Below are 18,177 nucleotides of genomic sequence, written 5' to 3' on the forward strand. Positions count from 1 at the left end.
AAGGCTGACTCAATCCCTGTGGGAGCGAGCCGGCTCCGGGCGGCGTTCCGACGAAGATGCCGGCACATTCAGCATCAATGTCGCCTGACACATCGCCTTCGCGAGCAGGCTCGCTCCCACAGGGGTGTACACCAAAAGTATGCAGTTATCTCGTCATGATCTTCCAACAATAAGAGACCATCATGAACACTAACGCCAAGTCAGCCCTGAGCGTGTCCGTCCTGGACGACAAACCCGTCGTCGAAAGCCATTCGATTGACTTCATCCCGGAGAGCGAGCGCACCGACAAACTGTCGAGCCAGGGCCCGTTCTGGTTCCTCGGCAACTTCACCTTCTTTACCATGACCATCGGCTTCGTCGGCCCGAGCGTCGGCCTGACCGCGCTCTGGACCACACTTGCCGGCACGCTGGGCATCATGTTCGGCACGCTGTTCATGGCGTTTCACGGTTCGCAAGGTCCACACCTTGGCCTGCCGCAGATGATCCAGTCGCGTGCGCAGTTCGGCTATCGCGGTGTGATCCTGGTGCTGCTGGCGACGCTGTTTGTGTTCGCCGGTTTCAACATCGTCAACCTGGTGTTGATGATGCAGGGGCTGCACACGCTCTTCGGCTTCAACCCCGCGGTGATCGCGGTGGCGGTGACGATACCGGCGGCGGTGTTGGCGATCCTCGGGCATGACTGGATGCACCGCAGTTTCAAATGGGCGTTGTACCTGTCGCTTCCGCTTTACGGCCTGGTGACGTTGGCCGTGCTGATGGGCTGGGTTCCTGATGCAGTTGCGCCGGCACTTGCGGCCGGTGAAGTGGCCCCGGCGCCGCTGGGCTTCAACTGGACCGGTTTCATCGCCCAGTTCGCGGCAGCGGCGAGTTACAACATCGCTTACGCCCCGTATGTGTCCGACTATTCGCGTTACCTGCCGAAGAACACCTCCAGCGGCAAATTGATCGCGGTGGTGTTCCTGGGTGCCTCGTTGTCCGGCGCATGGATGATCTCTGTCGGTGGCTGGCTGGCCGATCACCTGCATTCCACGGACGTGCTGGTGGCTCTTGGGCAAGTCGGCAACACCGTGTCGCCACTGATGGGGACTGTGGTGGTGGTCGTCACAATCCTGGCGTTTCTGCCGGTCATCGCCATGAACATCTACAGCGCCAAGTTGACCACGCTGACCTGCGTCGACTCGATCAAGCACATTGAACCGACCCGCAAGGCACGCATTCTGGCGATTGGTTTTGTGATCCTGCTGCAACTGGGCGTGGCCCTGAGCATCCAGAGTTCGGGCAAAGGTCTGTCGGTGTTGAGCATCTACCTGGTGGTGATGCTGTACTTCCTGGTGCCCTGGACCTCGGTCAACCTGACCGACTACTTCTTCGTCCGCAAGGGTCGCTACGCCATCCCGCATTTCTTCATGCCCCACGGCAACATCTACGGCAGCTGGGGCCTGCGCGGCATTGCGGCGTATGCCATCGGCTTCATCTCGATGATCCCGTTCTTCTACATCTACGACGGTGTTGAACAGCGTGAGGTCTATGTCGGCCCGCTCGCCAAGGCGCTCGGCAGCATCGACATCGCCTGGCTTGTCGGGTTGATCGTATCGGGGCTGGTGTACTACTGGTTCAGCCGCTCGATCGACCTCAAGCGCGAAGAAATCGTCATCCAGCACATCGAAAAAACATCCCCGCAATACACCACCGGCGACACGTTGACCAAGCCGTCGTTGCCCGTTTTCAACAAATCGGCGGTCCGGAGATAATCATGGCTACGCAAAAGTACGACTACATCATCATCGGTGCCGGCTCGGCAGGTTGTGTGTTGGCCAACCGCCTCAGCGAAGACCCAGCCACTTCAGTTTTGGTGCTGGAATTCGGCGGCAGCGATCGCAGTGTGGTGATCCAGATGCCGAGTGCCTTCTCGATCCCGATGAACACCAAAAAGTACAACTGGCGCTACGAAACCGAGCCGGAGCCGTTCCTCAACGGACGTCGTATTCACTGCCCAAGGGGCAAGGTGCTCGGTGGCTCGTCGTCGATCAATGGCCTGGTGTACATCCGTGGCCACGCCTACGACTTTGACGAATGGGAGTCCCTCGGTGCAGAGGGTTGGGGCTATCGCAATTGCCTGCCTTACTTCAAACGGGCCGAGCATTACGAGGAGGGCGGTGACGGCTATCGCGGCAGCACCGGCCCCTTGCACACCACCAACGGCAATCACATGAAAAACCCGTTGTACGGGGCCTGGGTGGAGGCCGGCGCAGAAGCAGGCTACATCAAGACCGAGGACTGCAACGGTTACATGCAGGAAGGCTTCGGTGCCATGCACATGACGGTGAAAAACGGCGTGCGCTGCTCCACGGCCAACGCTTACCTGCGTCCGGCCATGGGACGTCCGAACCTGACCGTGATCACCCATGCAATGACCCGTCAGATCATCCTTGAAGGCAAGCGAGCCGTCGGAGTCATGTATGACCACGAAGGCCAGATGCACCAGGTGTATTGCAACCGGGAAGTTCTCGTATCGTCCGGGCCCATCGGCTCTCCGCACTTATTGCAACGCTCCGGTATCGGCCCGGCCGAGGTCCTGCGCAAAGCCGGGATTGGCGTGCGCCATGACCTGCCGGGAGTAGGGGAGAACCTGCAGGATCACGCCGAGGTGTACATCCAGTTCGGCTGCAAGGAGCCAGTGACGCTCAACAGCAAAATGGACCCGCTGAGCAAGTTGATGATTGGCCTGCGCTGGCTGTTGTTCAAGGACGGACTCGGCGCCACCAATCATTTCGAGGCCGGTGGTTTCATCCGCTCGGACAAGGGCCTGCGCTGGCCGGACATTCAGTTCCACTTTCTGCCCGCGGCCATGCGTTACGACGGTAACAAACCGATCAAGGGCCACGGCTTCATGGTGCTCACCGGGCCGAACAAACCCAAGAGCCGCGGCTATGTTCGGGTGCGTTCCGCTGACCCTTACGAACATCCAGAGATTCAATTCAACTACCTGCAACGCGAAGAAGATCGCGAAGGTTTCCGCCGCTGCATCCGCCTGACCCGCGAGATCATCGGCCAACCGGCGATGGACCGCTTCCGCGACGGCGAGATCGCGCCTGGGCCACAGGTGAACACCGACGAAGAAATCGACGCCTTCGTGCGTGAAAACCTGGAAAGCACCTATCATCCTTGCGGCTCGTGCCGCATGGGCGAGGACGAGATGGCAGTGGTTGATTCCGAGTTGCGTGTGCGGGGCATCGCGGGTTTGCGGGTGATCGACTCGTCGGTGTTCCCGACCGAGCCAAACGGCAACCTCAACGCACCGACCATCATGCTGGCCGAGCGGGCCTCCGATCTGGTTCGTGGGCGCACCATGCTGCCGGCGTCCGATGCGCCCGTCGGGCTTGTCCAGGATTGGGAGACCAGCCAGCGATCATCGTTGCCAGGACGCAATGTGAGGGTTTAAACCCGACGGGTTAACCGCTTAGGAGAAGACATATAAAACGGGCGCCTTCAGGGCGCCCGTTTTTTTACTTTGCTGCACGTACAGGCGCTAGCTCATTTCAACACCAGCAAGCGATAAACCCCGCCCTCGCTTTCTATCCCATGGGTGTCATGGGTGAAACCCGGGAAGGATTTATCGAAGGCTTCCAGCGCCTTGAGATAGGCCAGCAACGGCCCATCCGCAGGCCCGGCGTTTTCACCCGGCATCAGCAATGGAATGCCCGGCGGATACGGCACGATCCCGGTCGCGGCGATGCGTCCAGCGGCTTCTTCGAGTGTCACCCGTTCGATGTCGTTTCTGACCAGTTTTTCGTAGGCCTCCACCGGGCTGAATTCGGCTTTCGGAAGTGTGCCGAACGCCTGGGCCATGTTGGCGGTGGTTTTGTGTTTCTTCATGGCAGCGAAGATTTCGTCGGCCAGGTCCTTGAGGCCCATGCCGGCGTAACGAGTCTGGTTGGCGGCCAGCAGGTCCGGCAGGCACAGTTCCAGTTCGACGTTGTCGTCATAGTCGCGTTTGAAGTCGAGCAGGGCATTGAGCAAGGTGCCCCATTTGCCTTTGGTGATGCCGATGGAGAACAGGAACAGGATGGTGAAGTCGGTGGTTTTCTCGACCACGATGCCCTGACGTCCCAGGTAGGCCGTGAGCACACAGGCCGGGATGCCCGAGTCGAGCAGGTTGCCGTCGTCGCCCATGCCGGGGCTGAGCACCGAGACCTTGATCGGGTCGAGCATGCAGTAGCCTTCTTCGATGTCACCGAAGCCGTGCCATACCGCGTTGGGATGCAGTACCCAGCAGTTCGGCTCGGTTTTCAAAAGCACCGGGTCGACTTCATGGAACGGCACGGTGGCCGCGCCAACCTGCACGGTCGGCGGCTGCCAGCAGGTAAAGAACCAGTCATCCTTGCTCAACATATCGTTGTGCATGCGCGAGACGACCTGGCGGAAACTGATGGCTTCTTCGATCGATTCGGTGGTGAGGATTTGCCCGCTGGGCGCTTCCATCATCGCCGAGCTGACGTCGCAGGAAGCCATGATCGCGTAGTTGGGCGAAGTCGAGGCGTGCATCATGTACGACTCGTTGAAGCGCCCGTGTTCGATCGGGTTGCGGCCGTTACGCACGTGAATCATCGAGGCCTGGGAGAGGGCGGCCAGCAACTTGTGGGTCGACTGGGTGGCGAACACGGTCGGCTTCGAGTCGTCGTGATCGTCCGGGTTGCCGTGCATGGCGTGGCGCTCGCGGTACAGCGGGTTGAAACGCGCATATCCGTACCAGGCTTCATCGAAATGCAGACGATCGACGCTTTGCCCCAGCAGCTCTTCGACGCGGGTGACGTTGTAAGTCAGGCCATCGTAGGTGGAGTTGGTGATGATGGCGTGGACGGGTGTCGGGTCGATGCCTTGCTTGACCAGCGGGTTGCTGGCGATAGCGGCTTTCACGCCGTCGCTGCTCAGGGTTTGCGGCAGGATCGGGCCGATGATGCCGTAGCGGTTACGGGTCGGCACCAGATAGGTCGGAATGGCCCCGGACAGGGTCATCGCATGCTCGGCGGACTTGTGGCAGTTGCGGTCACACAGGGCGATCTGATTGCGCGTGACGCTGGCCATGAGGATGACGCGGTTGGACATCGACGAGCCGTTGGTGACGTAGTAGGTGCGGTGGGCGCCGAACACCTTGGCGGCGTATCGCTCGCCCTGGCCGATGGGGCCGCTGTGATCGAGCAGCGAACCGAGTTCACCGACCGAAATCGACAGGTCGGAACGCAGCAGGTTCTCGCCAAAAAACTCGTAGAAGGCGCGCCCCGCAGTACTCTTCAGAAACGCTGTGCCGCCGGCATGTCCAGGGGTGTGCCACGAGTATTCATAGGTGCGGGAAAACTTCACCAGCGCCCCGAACATGGGGGGCAGCGCGGCTTGGCGATAACGTTCGATGGCCGCCAGGATGCGTCCACTGAGGAAACGGCTGGTGTCCTCGGGCAACCAGATGAAGTCATCGGCGTGTTGCATGACCACCAGCGGAATGCTCGACGCGGTACTGCGGTCGCTAATCAGGAAAACCGGCACCCGGGTGTTGCGCTCGCGCAGGCTGACCAGCAGTTGGATGCATTCCTCATGGCCTTCGCTTTTGTCCATTTCCCAGCTGAGCAGTACGCATTGAATGGCCGGGTCCGAGCGCAGGATCGACGTGGCGTCGCTCAGGGTTTCCGACGCCAGCACCCGGATGGCGCGTTCCTCCACATCGTTGATCAACTGATGCAGGGCGCGACCAAAGACGGTGCGTTTGTCCGGCGGGCTGCTGACCAACAGCGTGAGCATTCCGAGCGTCTGTCTATATTCCGTCATAATTAAGCCTCCACTCTGACTGCTTGCAAGTTATTGACCGGCACCGGCTCGCCCGTGATGTGCTGAGCGCTGACGGTCTGTGTCGGTACGCTGTTATTGAGTGCTTCGAGGCGGATCAGGCGATTGTTGACGAAGCCAAACAGCGTGTAACCAAAGATTGTTGCCACGCCGCCGAGCATCAGTGCCTGCGCGCCCGAGCTGTACAGCGCCAGGTAGCTGTAAGCCGCCGCCACCCACGCAATGATGTTGGTTATCAGCGCCGTGCCCGCCGGAACGTTGGAGACCTTTTGAATGGTCATCAACGCGGCCATGGAGAGGATGTAGGGCACCAGGTTGGTGACCACCGCGAGGTTGACGAGGGTGTCGAACTGCTTGCTCAGGTCAGGGCTGATGGTGAGAAAAGCCAGCGCCGTCTGCACTGCCAGCAGCACCAGCATGCCGACAATGGGTGTTCCGGCCTTGTTGGACTTGGCAAAAATCGACAGGAAATAACCGGTGTCCGCGGAGCTTTTGTAGACCTGAGCGATGGTGAATTGCCAGCCCAGCAGCGAACCGACGCACGCCAGTACCATCGCGGCCATCACAATGTCGCCGACCATAGGGGTGAACATCTTGGCAAAGACCAGCCCGAACGGTGCAGTGGAGGAGGCCAGTTCAGGGTTATCGACGATACCGGCGATGACGTTGGTGGAGACGATGTAGATCACCGCCGCGCCGAGGGTGCCGCCGAGTACCGCAATGGGTACGTTCCTCTCTGGATTTTCCACAGCATCGGTGTTGGCGCACGCCGACTCCAGGCCGAGGAATGCCCATAAGGTGATCGCCACCGATGCACCTGCGGCTTCGAACCAGCCCATGTTGTGGGGGTTCCAGCCGGCGGCGTAGACACTGCTGTCGAACCAGAACCAGCCAATGGTGGACACCAGCACCACCGGCGCAATCACCCCCCAAACCGTAATCGCACCGATCCGGCCGGTAATCCGCGCGCCGCCGAAGTTGGCGAAAGTGGTGATCCACAACAGAGCGATGGTCGCCAGACCCACTTGCAGTGAGCCCAGTTCAACATGGAACAGTTCCTGGATGTAGCCGACCGCCGTAATACTGATCGCCACGTTGGCAATCAACAGCGAGAGGCCATAGGTGTAGTTCGTGATGTAGTTACCCGCCTTGCCGAAGGTGTATTCGGCATAGCCGCCCATGCCCCCGGTCTTTCGACTGAGCATCCCGCAGCGCGCAAAGGCATAGGCCAGCGCCAGGGAACCAGTGGCCGTGATCAGCCAGGAAAGGATGGAAATACCACCAACTTCGGCAAGCTTTGTGGGGAGTAGCACAATGCCGGATCCCAACATGTTGACGGCTGTCAACATCGTCAGTTGCCCCACGGTCATTTTCTTTGCGACTGACATTCCGTTGCCTCATTCGTTGGCGGGAGAGAGTGTTAGCTATAGCAAAGGATCAAAATGCCGCAAGAAACGTCCGTAAGACGCTGAGAAAACAAGCTATAGCGCACTTAAGGCATTTTGCTGGCCCCTAAGTTTGAAAGTTTTGACCAAAATCAATTTATTTTCAGATAGTTAGGATCGAATGCAAATGCGGAATGTGATGGTTGCGCTGATTTCGTTAGGCCTGGCGAGCGTTGCCGCCTCTGTCCAGGCCAAAGAGCTGGCATCGAATGATCGTTACATTTGCAGCTGGGGTGCAGGTACCGCGGCGAGAGCCCAGGAACTCAAGCTGTCCGGGGTTTCACTGTATGCAGCGCGGCAGAAGTTACATACCTACAAGTTCAGCAAGCCGTGGATGCACATGATGGCGATGGGCATTACCGAGCAGACCTATGACAGTCATTCGCGGATGAAGCCCGCAGCCCTGCGCGAGAGCTTTTACGAGGAGTGCGTTCGGTATAAGTTGGCGCGCAAATGACGAGGGCGGTCCGCCACAATCACCCGGACACGGCTCCTGCGCCGTACCGGGGTGGTTACGTCAGACATTGGGTACTTCAGACCTTCCCTAAAGAGAGAAAACTATCGACTTCTTCTCAGGTTTTTTGCCTTTAACCTCCTGAGCATACCCATTACCGGCCGCAGGAGAGGCACCCTGTCAAAGATGGAAAGCTCATGCAGGTCCGTCCGCGAGGGCCTTTGATAGCCACAATTCCAGGTGAAATAGTAAGCCGAAACTTCTTTATTCTTATGAATAAGCGTATTGAGAGCAGCGTCATAATGCATCGGACCTCCGTCAGGATGTCCCGGTGGCCGCTCCAGAACCTGCAATAAAAAATCCCTCAATTTCCCAAAGCATTTCCCGTTTACAGCATAGAAATGGGCCAAATGTATTGGCCGGTCGACTGCTTTCCAAGCGGGTAAGTTTGAATTTTCTTCAAACGGATGCCCAAAATAGACGATGTCCCACTCCATACCTTCCAGAGACTCGATCGCCTCTCTCCCATATTGAGAAATATGTCTGGAAAACTGTATGTCGTCCTCCATGATCAAGATATTTTTCAAATTCAGGCGCATTGCTTCTTCCAGTACCCCCAGATGACTCAAAAAGCAGCCTCTGACCCCGACGTTCGGGAAGCCATTTCCTTCACTGGGCGTAACAGCCTCAAAAAAGCCTATTTTTTCATCATCAATGTGAAAGCCATTGCGAGTGAATTCTTCGACTGTTTCTAAACGGCGATCCTTTCTTGACGAGATATTGATGATTCTTACTCGATCAAAATACTCGATCACATTCATCTGTCAGGTCCTTAGCGCAGACAATCAGGGCAGTTGGATTGGGGAACCCGCAGAATTCGGAAAAAAATCGTATGTAAGCACTGCCGACACACTCTCGCAGCGTCAGAGTAGGGCCACTTTCTGCATTTCCTGACGGCTCGGCGTCAACTTCCATGACCTCAACCTGACAGGCTGAATGCTTGGCGATTTTGTCCGTTCTCTCTATCGACCCCGGATTGCAGTATAGGCAGCATTTCCAGATGAAGTTTTAGTCTCGTAAATCGGCGTGCAGCACCCGTTCGAGAAGACACGCCAGATAGGTGCTCCGGGCGGAAAGCTCCGATAGGTCCGGACATTTACCGCTGGCGCCAGCCCTTCGGCGGGGTGCAAAGCGAAGTCGTCAAGGTCTCCTATACTGGATCGTTCCGAGAGTTTCCCTACCCTTCACAGCGAGGAGAACGCACATGACCATTCGTATTGGCGACGAAGCACCGGATTTCACCGCCGAAACCACCGAAGGCACGCTCCATTTCCACGAATGGATTGGCGACAAGTGGGCCATCCTGTTCTCACATCCGAAGGATTTCACCCCGGTCTGCACCACTGAACTCGGTTATATGGCCGGGCTAAAGCCGGAGTTCGACAAACGCAACACCAAGATTGTCGGCCTCAGCGTCGACCCGGTCGGTAACCATCAGACCTGGGCCAAAGACATCGAAGAAACCCAGGGCCATGCGGTCAACTACCCCATGATCGGCGACGAGAATCTGGTGGTGGCCAAGCTCTACGACATGATTCACCCGAACGCCAGTGGCGGCGCTCGTACTGCCGTGGACAACGCCACGGTGCGGTCGGTGTTCATTGTCGGCCCGGATAAAAAGATCAAGGCGATGCTGGTCTATCCGATGAGTGCCGGGCGCAACTTCGATGAAGTGCTACGGCTGCTCGATGCTATTCAGTTAAACGCCAAGCACACGGTTGCCACGCCGGTGAACTGGCGTCCGGGTGAGGACGTGATCATTCCTACGTCTGTATCCGACGACGACGCAAGGAAGAAGTACCCGGATGGCTTCAAGACGGTGAAACCTTATTTGCGTACGGTGGCACAACCGAAGTAATGGTCAGTCATTCATCCTGTCTTCAATCGCGATGCCTTTTACGCGCATTGCATTGATCTGCTCGGCGCGGGTGCCAGGGAGGTTGAGCATGGTTCCCTGGCGCAGCGCCGAGACTTCTACAGTGTTCCAGGGCTGAGAATGCACGGGGAGCCTTTACCTGCCATGCCGTCTTCATGCGTCAAAAACTCTTGGTCGCCTGGTACTTTCAGAAAGTTGCCGACAAACCCGCCTTTACAGGCGTCGTCGGCGGTCGAGCCCATGCCATTGCCCAAGTGCTTCGTTGCTCGGTGCTGGGCGCTTTGCCGGGTCGTGGGCCAGCGTCCTGATGCGGGCTGACACCCCCGCGTGAAGCTATTACACATGGATAGAATTCACTGGACTAACGTGCTTGTTGTGGCGTTATTTTGACGCCACCCTCCCTAAAATGAAATTTCGAATTATTATTGTGACGAGCTATTGACGTAATGGCGATGTGCTTATAGGCTCAATTTAGCCGATAAAGATTCCTTCAACCGACAAAAGAATAACCCCCTACGCAAGGAGGCGGTGTTATGCGCTCAACACTTGTCATTAAATTTGTGTTGTTGTCTGTGATCCTGAATGGTGCAGCCGTTGCTAGTGCCCAGGCGACCAATTTGGCCAATGAAATTAGTCGCATAAGTAGCGCTTGCGAGGAGTTAGGGCCTCAACTTTGTACTGCTCTCAAAGAGCACGCGGGTGGCGCACTGCTTACTTTTGGAAAGGGCCTTGGTTTGCCTTCATTGATCACTGATATTTACGTCGATGATGCCCATTCTGCGAAAGTTAACAGTGTCATTCATCACGCTGACTCGGGCGTGGATGTATCCGTCAATTCTTCTGCGCGTGACGGATTAATGGCGGCGGTTGACAATAAGCCATTCAAGATTGATTCATCTCTCCAGGATAAAAGTCTGGTGGGGGTATCTGATATCAACCAACCCAATGCAGTACCGCTTTCTGCGGCAGCATGGTTATTTTCTTCCGCGTTATTTGGGTTTATTGTGGTCGCCAACCGACGGAAGATATAGGTGGTAGTTAACGTTTTTGGCAATAAGGGTTGTTTAGATAGTCACTCTGGTGGTTGGGTAGACACACAGCTTTGTATATTGTTTTTGCGGATGATGTCTGTCTTGCAATGATACTTTGTTTGTAATTGTTGATATCAGTTAGTTGCGCTGGCAAACGTAATCATAGCCAGGTTGACAGTGCCGCAGTTGAGCTGGCTCAAGCGGGCCTGGTGTAGTTAATATTGGCGCGGAATACATCGGGGGTGGCTTGCTTGCTCCAAGCTATTGTTAAATAACACTATTTCGCTGTTTTGCACTAACGTTCCGGTTTCAGGTGTGTTGCATCGTCGGAATTGACCGCCCAGAAGCTCAAGGTGATTGCTGTTCAGTAGTTTCTTTGGCTTGAAATAGGCTAGAGTGATTTGACTAGGTTTTTTTGTTCTAAACTCCTTGCATGGCTACTTAGACGGAGGGATCCCGATGTTCCGTTCATTGATACCTGTGCTGTGCGCGCTGGCCGTTTGGCCCAGCATTTCCAACGCCGTCGAAAACGACCCGACTTACCGGCTGAGTCCGGGAGATAACCTTTCTGTTTCCGTGTGGGGCGAAGACAAGCTCAAACAGGATGTACGCGTACTCCCCGATGGCAGCATTACCTTCCCGCTGGCAGGGCAGGTCAATGTTTCGGGGCTTGATGCCTCCGCTGTCGCGAAGCTAATCGCTCTCAAGCTTGAGGCTTTCATACCTGATCCGCAGGTGAGCGTTGTCGTCACCGGCACCGAAGGTAATCTCGTCTACGTTCAGGGCAAAGTGGTGAAACCCGGCACCGTGCATATGTCAGGTCAAACGTCAGTGCTGCAGGTAATAAGCATGGCGGGCGGGCTCGACAAATTCGCCGATAAAGACGACATTAAGGTCGTGCGGCTCAATGGGGCTAAACAAGAGATCCTGCGCGTCGACTACAGCGAGTTGATGTCAGGGAAAGACATGACCACCAATTTTCTACTTAAAGCCGGCGATACGCTGGTCGTGCCTTAGCCTTGCGCGAGGCACTAGGGATTACTTTGCTTGGATTTCGAACTACCGGGGTTGCGACGGCAATCCTGGCTTTGTCGTGTTCGGACATGGCCTATGCTGCTACTTGGCAATCAGCAATAGCAGTGCCTTCGACGGTCGAGTACGACAGCAACCCACTGCTGCTCACGAGTGATGAGAAAGGGGTGACCCGTACCATCATCGCCCCCGATTACAGCCTCGTGGGTACTTCCGGACGGGATGAGTTCCAGTTCGGTCTCGGGGTAAATATCGTGCGTTCGTCGGATACGTCGATCGTTTCGGACCGTGAAGATCCCAGATTAAGGTTGGGGTGGCAGCGCGAGACCGAAACGGGTGCTTTTGGACTCACGGCGAGGTATGAAGAAAACTCTACGCTTTCCACGGTGGTTCAGGAAACCGGCGTAGTTGCCTCTGATGGCACGCAAAAGATGTATGTGGTGGGCGGCAACTGGAGCACTGCTCTCAGCGAGCGAAGCACCCTGGTTAACGAGACTGACTACACTCATGTCACTTACGACGTCGATACACTGACCGACTATGACGAGCTGGCGACCCGCTTCAGCTGGAACTATGCATGGAGTGAGCAAGTCGAGCTATTCACCCGTCTTGGCGTGAGGCGCTATGAGCCGGCGGAGGGTTCTGCGGTGGCTTCCTCAAACAGCTACACCCCCACGGTCGGCTTGAATGTCCAATTCTCCGAGCGGCTTAAGGGGACGGCCTATGCGGGTCTCAACCAAGTCTCCGGCACAGGTAGCGGCCCCAAAGGCCAAGGCGGTTTAATGTTGCAATATGCCGGTGAGCGTATTGATACCAGCATCGACGCCAGTCGTAGCACTCTCGCCAGCGGGGACGGTGGTTTCGTCGAGGTTGATGCCCTGAGGGGTACATGGAGCTATGCCATCGACGAGACCCGTCGCACCGGTTTCGATGTCTCCTGGCAAGACGCCAAAGGCCGGACGCCTAATACCCTGCAAAATTACAGTGCCTGGTTTAGCCAAGAACTCTCGCCTTTTTGGATTGCACGCCTATCCTACACATACAAAGAACGCCAGCAAGATGGCTTGCCGGATGCCACTGCAAACGTCGTCGGGCTGACGCTGACTTATAGTTATCCCGGTCTCTGACATTCAGCTGTGTGAGAAATATGGCCTCTGATTACGAAATGTCGTTTAACGACTACCTAGCTATCATCAAGCACCATGCCTTGCTGTTGATCCTGAGTTTCGTGGCCATACTCGGCGTGTGCATAGCGGTAGCGGTCTCTCTCCCGCCTACCTATGAGTCATCCGGCACGATTCTGGTGGAGTCTCAGCAGATTTCGCCAGACTTGGTGGCGGCCAACAACAATACCTTTGCCGATGAGCGCATCGAAGTCATTCGCCAGCGCGTGATGACCCGTGAGCATCTGGAAGGGATTATCAACAAATACAATCTTTTTGCTTCGCAAAGTCGGCAACTGAGCGTTACCGAGAAGATCGAAGAAATGCGCAATGCGATTGTGGTCTCCCTGGTCAGTGCTGCCGTTAAGGGGCGCGGAGAGGTGACGATTGCTTTCCGTCTTTCCTTTGAGCACAGGCAGCCAGAGATTGCGAACAAAGTTGCCAAGGAGCTGGTGACGCTGTTTCTGGATGAAAACATCAAGCAACGCACCGAACGCGCCAGTGAAACGACAGAGTTCCTGACACAGGAGGCGGACAAACTCAGGGTGGAACTGGAAGCCCTTGAGAACCGGTTGGCGGACTTCAAGCAGGCACACAGCAACGCGCTGCCCGAGCATCAGGAGCTGCGCATGAATATGTTGACGCGCGCCGAAACCGAGCTTAAAGAGGTCGACCGTGACTACAAAACTGCCCGTGAGGAGTTGCGCTTCAATGAGTTGGAGCTTTCCGCCGCGAATGCCGGGTTAGCGACCAGGCCTGGAGCACCCGGTGCGGCAGTTGATAAACCACAGGATCTGGCTAGCCTCAAAGCGGAGTACACCAGGTTGCAGTCGCTGTATACGCAAGCCCACCCCGACGTGCGTGCCGTCAAACGCAAAATTGCTGCACTTCAGGCTGGCAAAGGTGCTGATGGTGCAGCGGCTTCGGTCAATCTGGACGTTGCCAAGGCTCAGGCGCGGATCTCCGCAGCAGAAGCACGTATCAAGTCGCTGGCCGATCAAAAGCAGCAAATACTCGGAAAAATAGCCGAATACGAGGCACAAATTCTTGAGACGCCGCAAATCGAGCGCGGCCTGGTCACGGTGATGCGTGACCATGATAACGCTCGTAAAAAATATGAGGAGATTCGCACGAAGGAAATGAGTGCGAAAATTTCCGAAAGCCTGGAGCAGGAAAACAAAGCCGAGCGTTTTGTTCTTCTGGAGTCACCGCTGATGCCAGAAAAGCCAGTACGGCCGAACCGTAAAAAAGTGGTTGCCATGGGTTTCTTGCTGGCCCCGGTGGGGGCTGGCGCGCTGGTGATGCTCCTCGAGATGATGAGTCAGCGTGTGCGCGGTGCCCAGGCCTTGGCCAGCGTGCTGGGTAGACGCGTATTGGTTTCCATTCCCTACATTCACACCAAGGCTGAACTGGCACGCCGAAGGAAGTGGCGAATGCTATTGATCGTCTGTGGAGTCGCGATAATCGCGATCTTTCTGGTGCTCCTGCACTTCCTCTACATGCCTCTGGATCTTCTGATATTTAAAGCTCTGGGCCGGTTTGCATAAGGAATATAGCCATGGAAATATTCAATCCCGATACCGAAAAAACCGAGCAACAGACCTCGTCAAAAGCCATGACACCGACCGCGCAGTCCTCAGGTCTGAATGCACTCAGTTATGTGCAAACCAAGGTTGTACCTTTGCGACCAGATCACCTTGAGCGCAACCGCATTGTGGCTTACAACAAAAATTCGAATGTGGGCGGGGCATTCGATCTACTGCGTACACAAGTGCTAAAAATCATGGAAGAAAATGGCTGGCGCACGCTCGCCATCACCTCGCCGACTCCAGAGGCAGGCAAGACGGTGTTGGCTATAAACCTGGCAATGAGTATCGCGCATCACACGACCAAGACGGCGTTACTGGTGGACTTCGACTTGCGTCGTCCGAAGGTGGGTGAGTATCTGGGTCTGCCGATGGATAAATCGCTTAATGAATTGTTGGCAGATGAAGCTGAACTGCAAGAAGTACTGGTCAATCCGACCTTGCCGCGCTTTGTGGTCCTGCCGACGCGTGAGCCGATTCCTCTTTCCACCGAGGTGTTGTCATCGCCTGCAGTGAGCCATTTGATTGCTGATCTGCGCGAGCGCTACAACTCACGCATCGTGATTTTCGACTTGCCGCCGTTGTTGAGTTCGGATGATGTGATTAACGTCCTGCCCAGGTTCGACTGCGTCCTGCTCGTTGTCGCTAATGGATTGAACAGCAAGAAAGAGATCGAGGAAAGCCTGCATCATCTTGGGACAGCCAATCTGATTGGCACGGTGTTGAACAAAGCCGAGCCCGAAAACCGCTCTTACTACTAGAGCATCACCCGCAGGAGGTCGGCGCTATTGGCTAGCGCCGACGCTCAGTGCCAAGGGTACTTCTGCTCCCAGCTCCAGGCGTGCGCCACTATCTGTTCAAGTGAGCCAAATTGCGGTTGCCAGCCAAGTAATGTGTTGGCCCTGCGGGGGGCGGCCACAAGGCGTGGTGGATCGCCCGCGCGACGTGGCGCTTCGCTGACAGAGATAGCCTGGCCGGTCACGTAGCGCGCGGTATCTATCACTTGCTGTACTGAGAAACCTTGACCGTTACCGAGGTTGAACGCCGTGCTTGCACCCCCTGCCAGCAGATAATCCACGGCAAGCGCGTGAGCGGCAACGAGGTCGACAACGTGGACGTAGTCGCGAATGCAAGTGCCGTCAGGTGTGTCGTAATCACGGCCATAGACGGTGATGGTTGCACGCCGTCCGGAGGCTGCTTGCAGGATCAGGGGCAGCAGGTGGGTTTCCGGTTCATGGCGTTCACCTAACTGTCCTTCAGGGTCTGCGCCGGCGGCGTTGAAGTAGCGCAGGCAGACCGATTTCAGCCCATAGGCGCGGTCGAAATCTTCAAGCATCTGCTCCACCATCCACTTGCTGCGACCATAAGGGTTGATCGCGGCCTTGGGATGCTCCTCGTCGATGGGTACATACACCGGGTCACCGTAGACGGCGGCGGTCGAGGAAAAAATGAAGTTTTTAACCCCAGCACGAACCATCGCCTGGAGCAGCGTCAGGGTGGCGGCGAAGTTGTTTTGATAGTACTTGGCAGGTTCAGCGACGGATTCGCCCACCTGTATAAAGGAGGCGAAATGGAACACGGCATCAAAGTGTTGTGCGGCAAACAGGACGTCAAGGGCTTGCGCGTCGGCTATGTCTAGTTCGACCAATTTTCCGCCCGCCAAAGCGCTGCGATGGCCTGTGGAAAAATTGTCTGCCACCACCACTTCGTGACCTGTGCGCAGTAGCTGCTTAACCATGTGCGAGCCGATATAACCCGCGCCACCCACCACCAAAAATTTCATCCTGATCTCCGATTTCCTGGGCACTATTGCTGTGCAAGCATAGATTGCAACGACAACGCGATCCGCCTGACCATTAATAGCCGAGACTCACTACGTTTGGAACGCCAAAGGAGAGAATATTTCGAACAAGATACAGCGAGCGCGCCAATTGGAGCTACCCTCTGAGGAGGCATATGGGTAACCTGCGAGAATAATTATCAAATGAAAAACTCTGCCAAAGTTATCGATTACTCATTAAAAATATTTAAAGCAGAATGGCCAAATTTAGTGTTGTGGTCATATCTGTTATCGCCCTTGATTGTTAGGACGCTAACAAACTATCAATACTCTAAAATTGATTTATTGGTCGTTTACACCCTTGGCATGTCAGTGTTGTGGCTTTTGGCAATTAGATTTATTTCATCCAATCAATTCAAGGTTCACCTCATTCTACTGCCATTCTATTTGGTAGCAGCTGTTGATCTCTTTTTGGTGTTGAATTTCAACTCGAGATTAACAGCTGCCTATATATTTATTGGCTTGACAAACCATCAGGAGGCAAGCGAATTTCTACCGACCTATTGGCAGCCCATCAGTATAGTTTTGGTGATTTTCATATTTTGCTATGGGGTTGGGTTAATTGGCCTGCATAAGCGCGAATTATATAAAAACAAAGGTATTTTTGTTTTGGTTGTTAGCGCCTTGCTAGTGGGGTATGGGGCGTATTTTTATAAAACTGTAAAACTTAATTCTTTCGGGAAATCTGCAGTCATGGATCTCCTTGCAAAAGATCAAAGCACGCCAGCAGGTTATTTGTCGCAAATTGCCCTGACTGCAAACTTGTATTTGGGGACGGAGGAACTTATCAAGCGTCGTCGGGAATCTGATGTAAAAATAACCAGCCTGTCGGATCAATCAAATATAGAAACCATTGTTTTTGTAATCGGTGAGTCATCACGGCCGCAGAACTGGTCCCTCTACGGTTATAACAAGGAAACCACCCCGAATCTCGGTAAGCAGGCGGGGGTTTTCAAGTTTAATCAGATCTGTACGACAGCCCCCTATACCTCGTTCGCGGTTCCTTCAATGCTGAGCCTTGAGCCTATATCGGATTGGGACGCCATTGCGTCAACCAAATCATTGGTGGGTATATATCGCGCAGCCGGGTACATGACCTATTGGTTGTCTGTACAGGAGGTTGATAGTTTTGGCGGAATAATTCCACAAATAGCTGCAGAGGCAGAATACCGCCAATATTTTGAAAGAAGCTATGATGGCGCAATGATTTCAGAATATGAAAAAATACTAAATAAAAGCGATACACAAAAGAAAGCCATATTCATTCATGTCAAGGGTAGTCATTTCGAGTATTCACGCCGATACCCAGAGCATTTCGATAAGTTCAAGCCGTCAACAAACAGCTTCAAAGACAAAATTACCGCAGAATATGATAATAGTATTTTGTATACGGACTGGCTGTTAAGCACAATTATTGATCGGTTGAAATCAAGCAAAAAACCATCTGTCTTGATTTATTCATCGGATCATGGTGAGAACATGATGGATGACAGTCGAGGGCTACTGGGTCATGGAATTGGCAATAAATATGATCTCCCGGTTTCGGCATTTATCTGGGCATCCGATAATGTTTCAAGCCAGCAATCGCTTAAGCTTTTAAAGCTGAAGGAAAGAGAAAGCCAGAAAATCAGCATATCCTCCTTGCCACATACTCTTTTAAATATCACCGGGGTATTAACGAACAAGTATAAAAGTGCGGATGATTTATTAAGTGAAGATTTTGTATCGTCGAAATGTCCACATCTTCTCGGCGCAGGCTATGTTCCATCGTTTGATTTTTATGCCCTTTAAATAGCCCTCACGGAACAACACCGCAAGGTGTTGTTCCATCAGGTTGAGGTCGGCTGCGCAT

The 18,177-nt window shown here is 54.8% G+C and carries 14 protein-coding genes and 1 pseudogene; 10 read left to right on the forward strand and 5 right to left on the reverse strand.

Features of this window, described 5'->3' with window-relative positions; genetic code table 11:
• The first annotated feature begins 182 nt into the window (after positions 1-182).
• Both ACA056_RS11565 and betA read left to right on the forward strand, forming a co-directional pair.
• The gene (locus ACA056_RS11565) at positions 183-1,751 is read left to right on the forward strand and encodes a purine-cytosine permease family protein (RefSeq protein ID WP_497272831.1); all 1,569 of its coding nucleotides are present in this window, start codon (positions 183-185) and stop codon (positions 1,749-1,751) included.
• Positions 1,752-1,753: 2 nt separating this feature from the next.
• Positions 1,754-3,442: a choline dehydrogenase gene (gene betA / locus ACA056_RS11570; RefSeq protein ID WP_497272833.1), complete on the forward strand. Its 1,689-nt coding sequence runs from the start codon at positions 1,754-1,756 to the stop codon at positions 3,440-3,442.
• 92 nt (positions 3,443-3,534) lie between these two features.
• Here the strand turns inward: betA and ACA056_RS11575 are convergent, their stop codons facing one another.
• Together ACA056_RS11575 and potE are read right to left on the reverse strand one after the other, a co-directional pair.
• The gene (locus ACA056_RS11575; protein ID WP_497272835.1) at positions 3,535-5,820 is read right to left on the reverse strand and encodes an Orn/Lys/Arg family decarboxylase; all 2,286 of its coding nucleotides are present in this window, start codon (positions 5,818-5,820) and stop codon (positions 3,535-3,537) included.
• 2 nt (positions 5,821-5,822) lie between these two features.
• On the reverse strand, positions 5,823-7,226 hold the full coding sequence (gene potE, locus ACA056_RS11580; protein WP_497272837.1) for a putrescine-ornithine antiporter: 1,404 nt from the start codon (positions 7,224-7,226) through the stop codon (positions 5,823-5,825).
• A 184-nt stretch (positions 7,227-7,410) separates the two neighbouring features.
• Between potE and ACA056_RS11585 the strand changes: the two genes are divergently transcribed.
• On the forward strand, positions 7,411-7,740 hold the full coding sequence (locus tag ACA056_RS11585; protein ID WP_008146735.1) for a hypothetical protein: 330 nt from the start codon (positions 7,411-7,413) through the stop codon (positions 7,738-7,740).
• 101 nt (positions 7,741-7,841) lie between these two features.
• On the opposite strand, the gene ACA056_RS11590 is transcribed toward ACA056_RS11585, so the two are convergent.
• A complete protein-coding gene (locus ACA056_RS11590) occupies positions 7,842-8,558 on the reverse strand; it encodes a glycosyltransferase family 25 protein (RefSeq protein WP_497272839.1) in 717 nt (238 codons plus the stop codon).
• 443 nt (positions 8,559-9,001) lie between these two features.
• On the opposite strand from ACA056_RS11590, the gene ACA056_RS11595 reads away from it, so the two are divergent.
• A complete protein-coding gene (locus tag ACA056_RS11595; RefSeq protein ID WP_008155786.1) occupies positions 9,002-9,655 on the forward strand; it encodes a peroxiredoxin in 654 nt (217 codons plus the stop codon).
• 3 nt (positions 9,656-9,658) lie between these two features.
• Here ACA056_RS11595 and ACA056_RS11600 read toward each other — a convergent pair.
• Positions 9,659-9,930, reverse strand: a pseudogene (locus ACA056_RS11600) (cytochrome C); the annotation flags it as partial.
• Positions 9,931-10,206: 276 nt separating this feature from the next.
• On the opposite strand from ACA056_RS11600, the gene ACA056_RS11605 reads away from it, so the two are divergent.
• The 5 genes from ACA056_RS11605 to ACA056_RS11625 all read left to right on the forward strand — a co-directional run bounded on the left by ACA056_RS11605 (position 10,207) and on the right by ACA056_RS11625 (position 15,246).
• Positions 10,207-10,704 (forward strand): hypothetical protein, encoded by a 498-nt coding sequence (locus ACA056_RS11605; RefSeq protein WP_497272841.1) that lies wholly within the window; start codon positions 10,207-10,209, stop codon positions 10,702-10,704.
• Positions 10,705-11,163: 459 nt separating this feature from the next.
• Positions 11,164-11,721: a polysaccharide biosynthesis/export family protein gene (locus ACA056_RS11610; RefSeq protein WP_497272843.1), complete on the forward strand. Its 558-nt coding sequence runs from the start codon at positions 11,164-11,166 to the stop codon at positions 11,719-11,721.
• 86 nt (positions 11,722-11,807) lie between these two features.
• Positions 11,808-12,863, forward strand: a complete 1,056-nt coding sequence (locus ACA056_RS11615; protein WP_497272845.1) for a hypothetical protein — start codon at positions 11,808-11,810, stop codon at positions 12,861-12,863.
• 20 nt (positions 12,864-12,883) lie between these two features.
• Complete coding sequence (locus ACA056_RS11620) at positions 12,884-14,446, forward strand: GumC family protein (RefSeq protein WP_497272847.1); 1,563 nt, start codon at positions 12,884-12,886, stop codon at positions 14,444-14,446.
• A gap of 68 nt (positions 14,447-14,514) precedes the next feature.
• Positions 14,515-15,246: a CpsD/CapB family tyrosine-protein kinase gene (locus ACA056_RS11625; protein WP_497273525.1), complete on the forward strand. Its 732-nt coding sequence runs from the start codon at positions 14,515-14,517 to the stop codon at positions 15,244-15,246.
• Positions 15,247-15,290: 44 nt separating this feature from the next.
• Here ACA056_RS11625 and galE read toward each other — a convergent pair whose 3' ends face one another.
• A complete protein-coding gene (gene galE, locus ACA056_RS11630) occupies positions 15,291-16,268 on the reverse strand; it encodes a UDP-glucose 4-epimerase GalE (protein WP_497272849.1) in 978 nt (325 codons plus the stop codon).
• Between the two features lie 201 nt (positions 16,269-16,469).
• On the opposite strand from galE, the gene ACA056_RS11635 reads away from it, so the two are divergent.
• The gene (locus ACA056_RS11635) at positions 16,470-18,116 is read left to right on the forward strand and encodes a phosphoethanolamine transferase (RefSeq protein WP_497272850.1); all 1,647 of its coding nucleotides are present in this window, start codon (positions 16,470-16,472) and stop codon (positions 18,114-18,116) included.
• Positions 18,117-18,177 lie beyond the last annotated feature (61 nt).

It is taken from the genome of Pseudomonas sp. LBUM1666 (genome assembly GCF_059695775.1).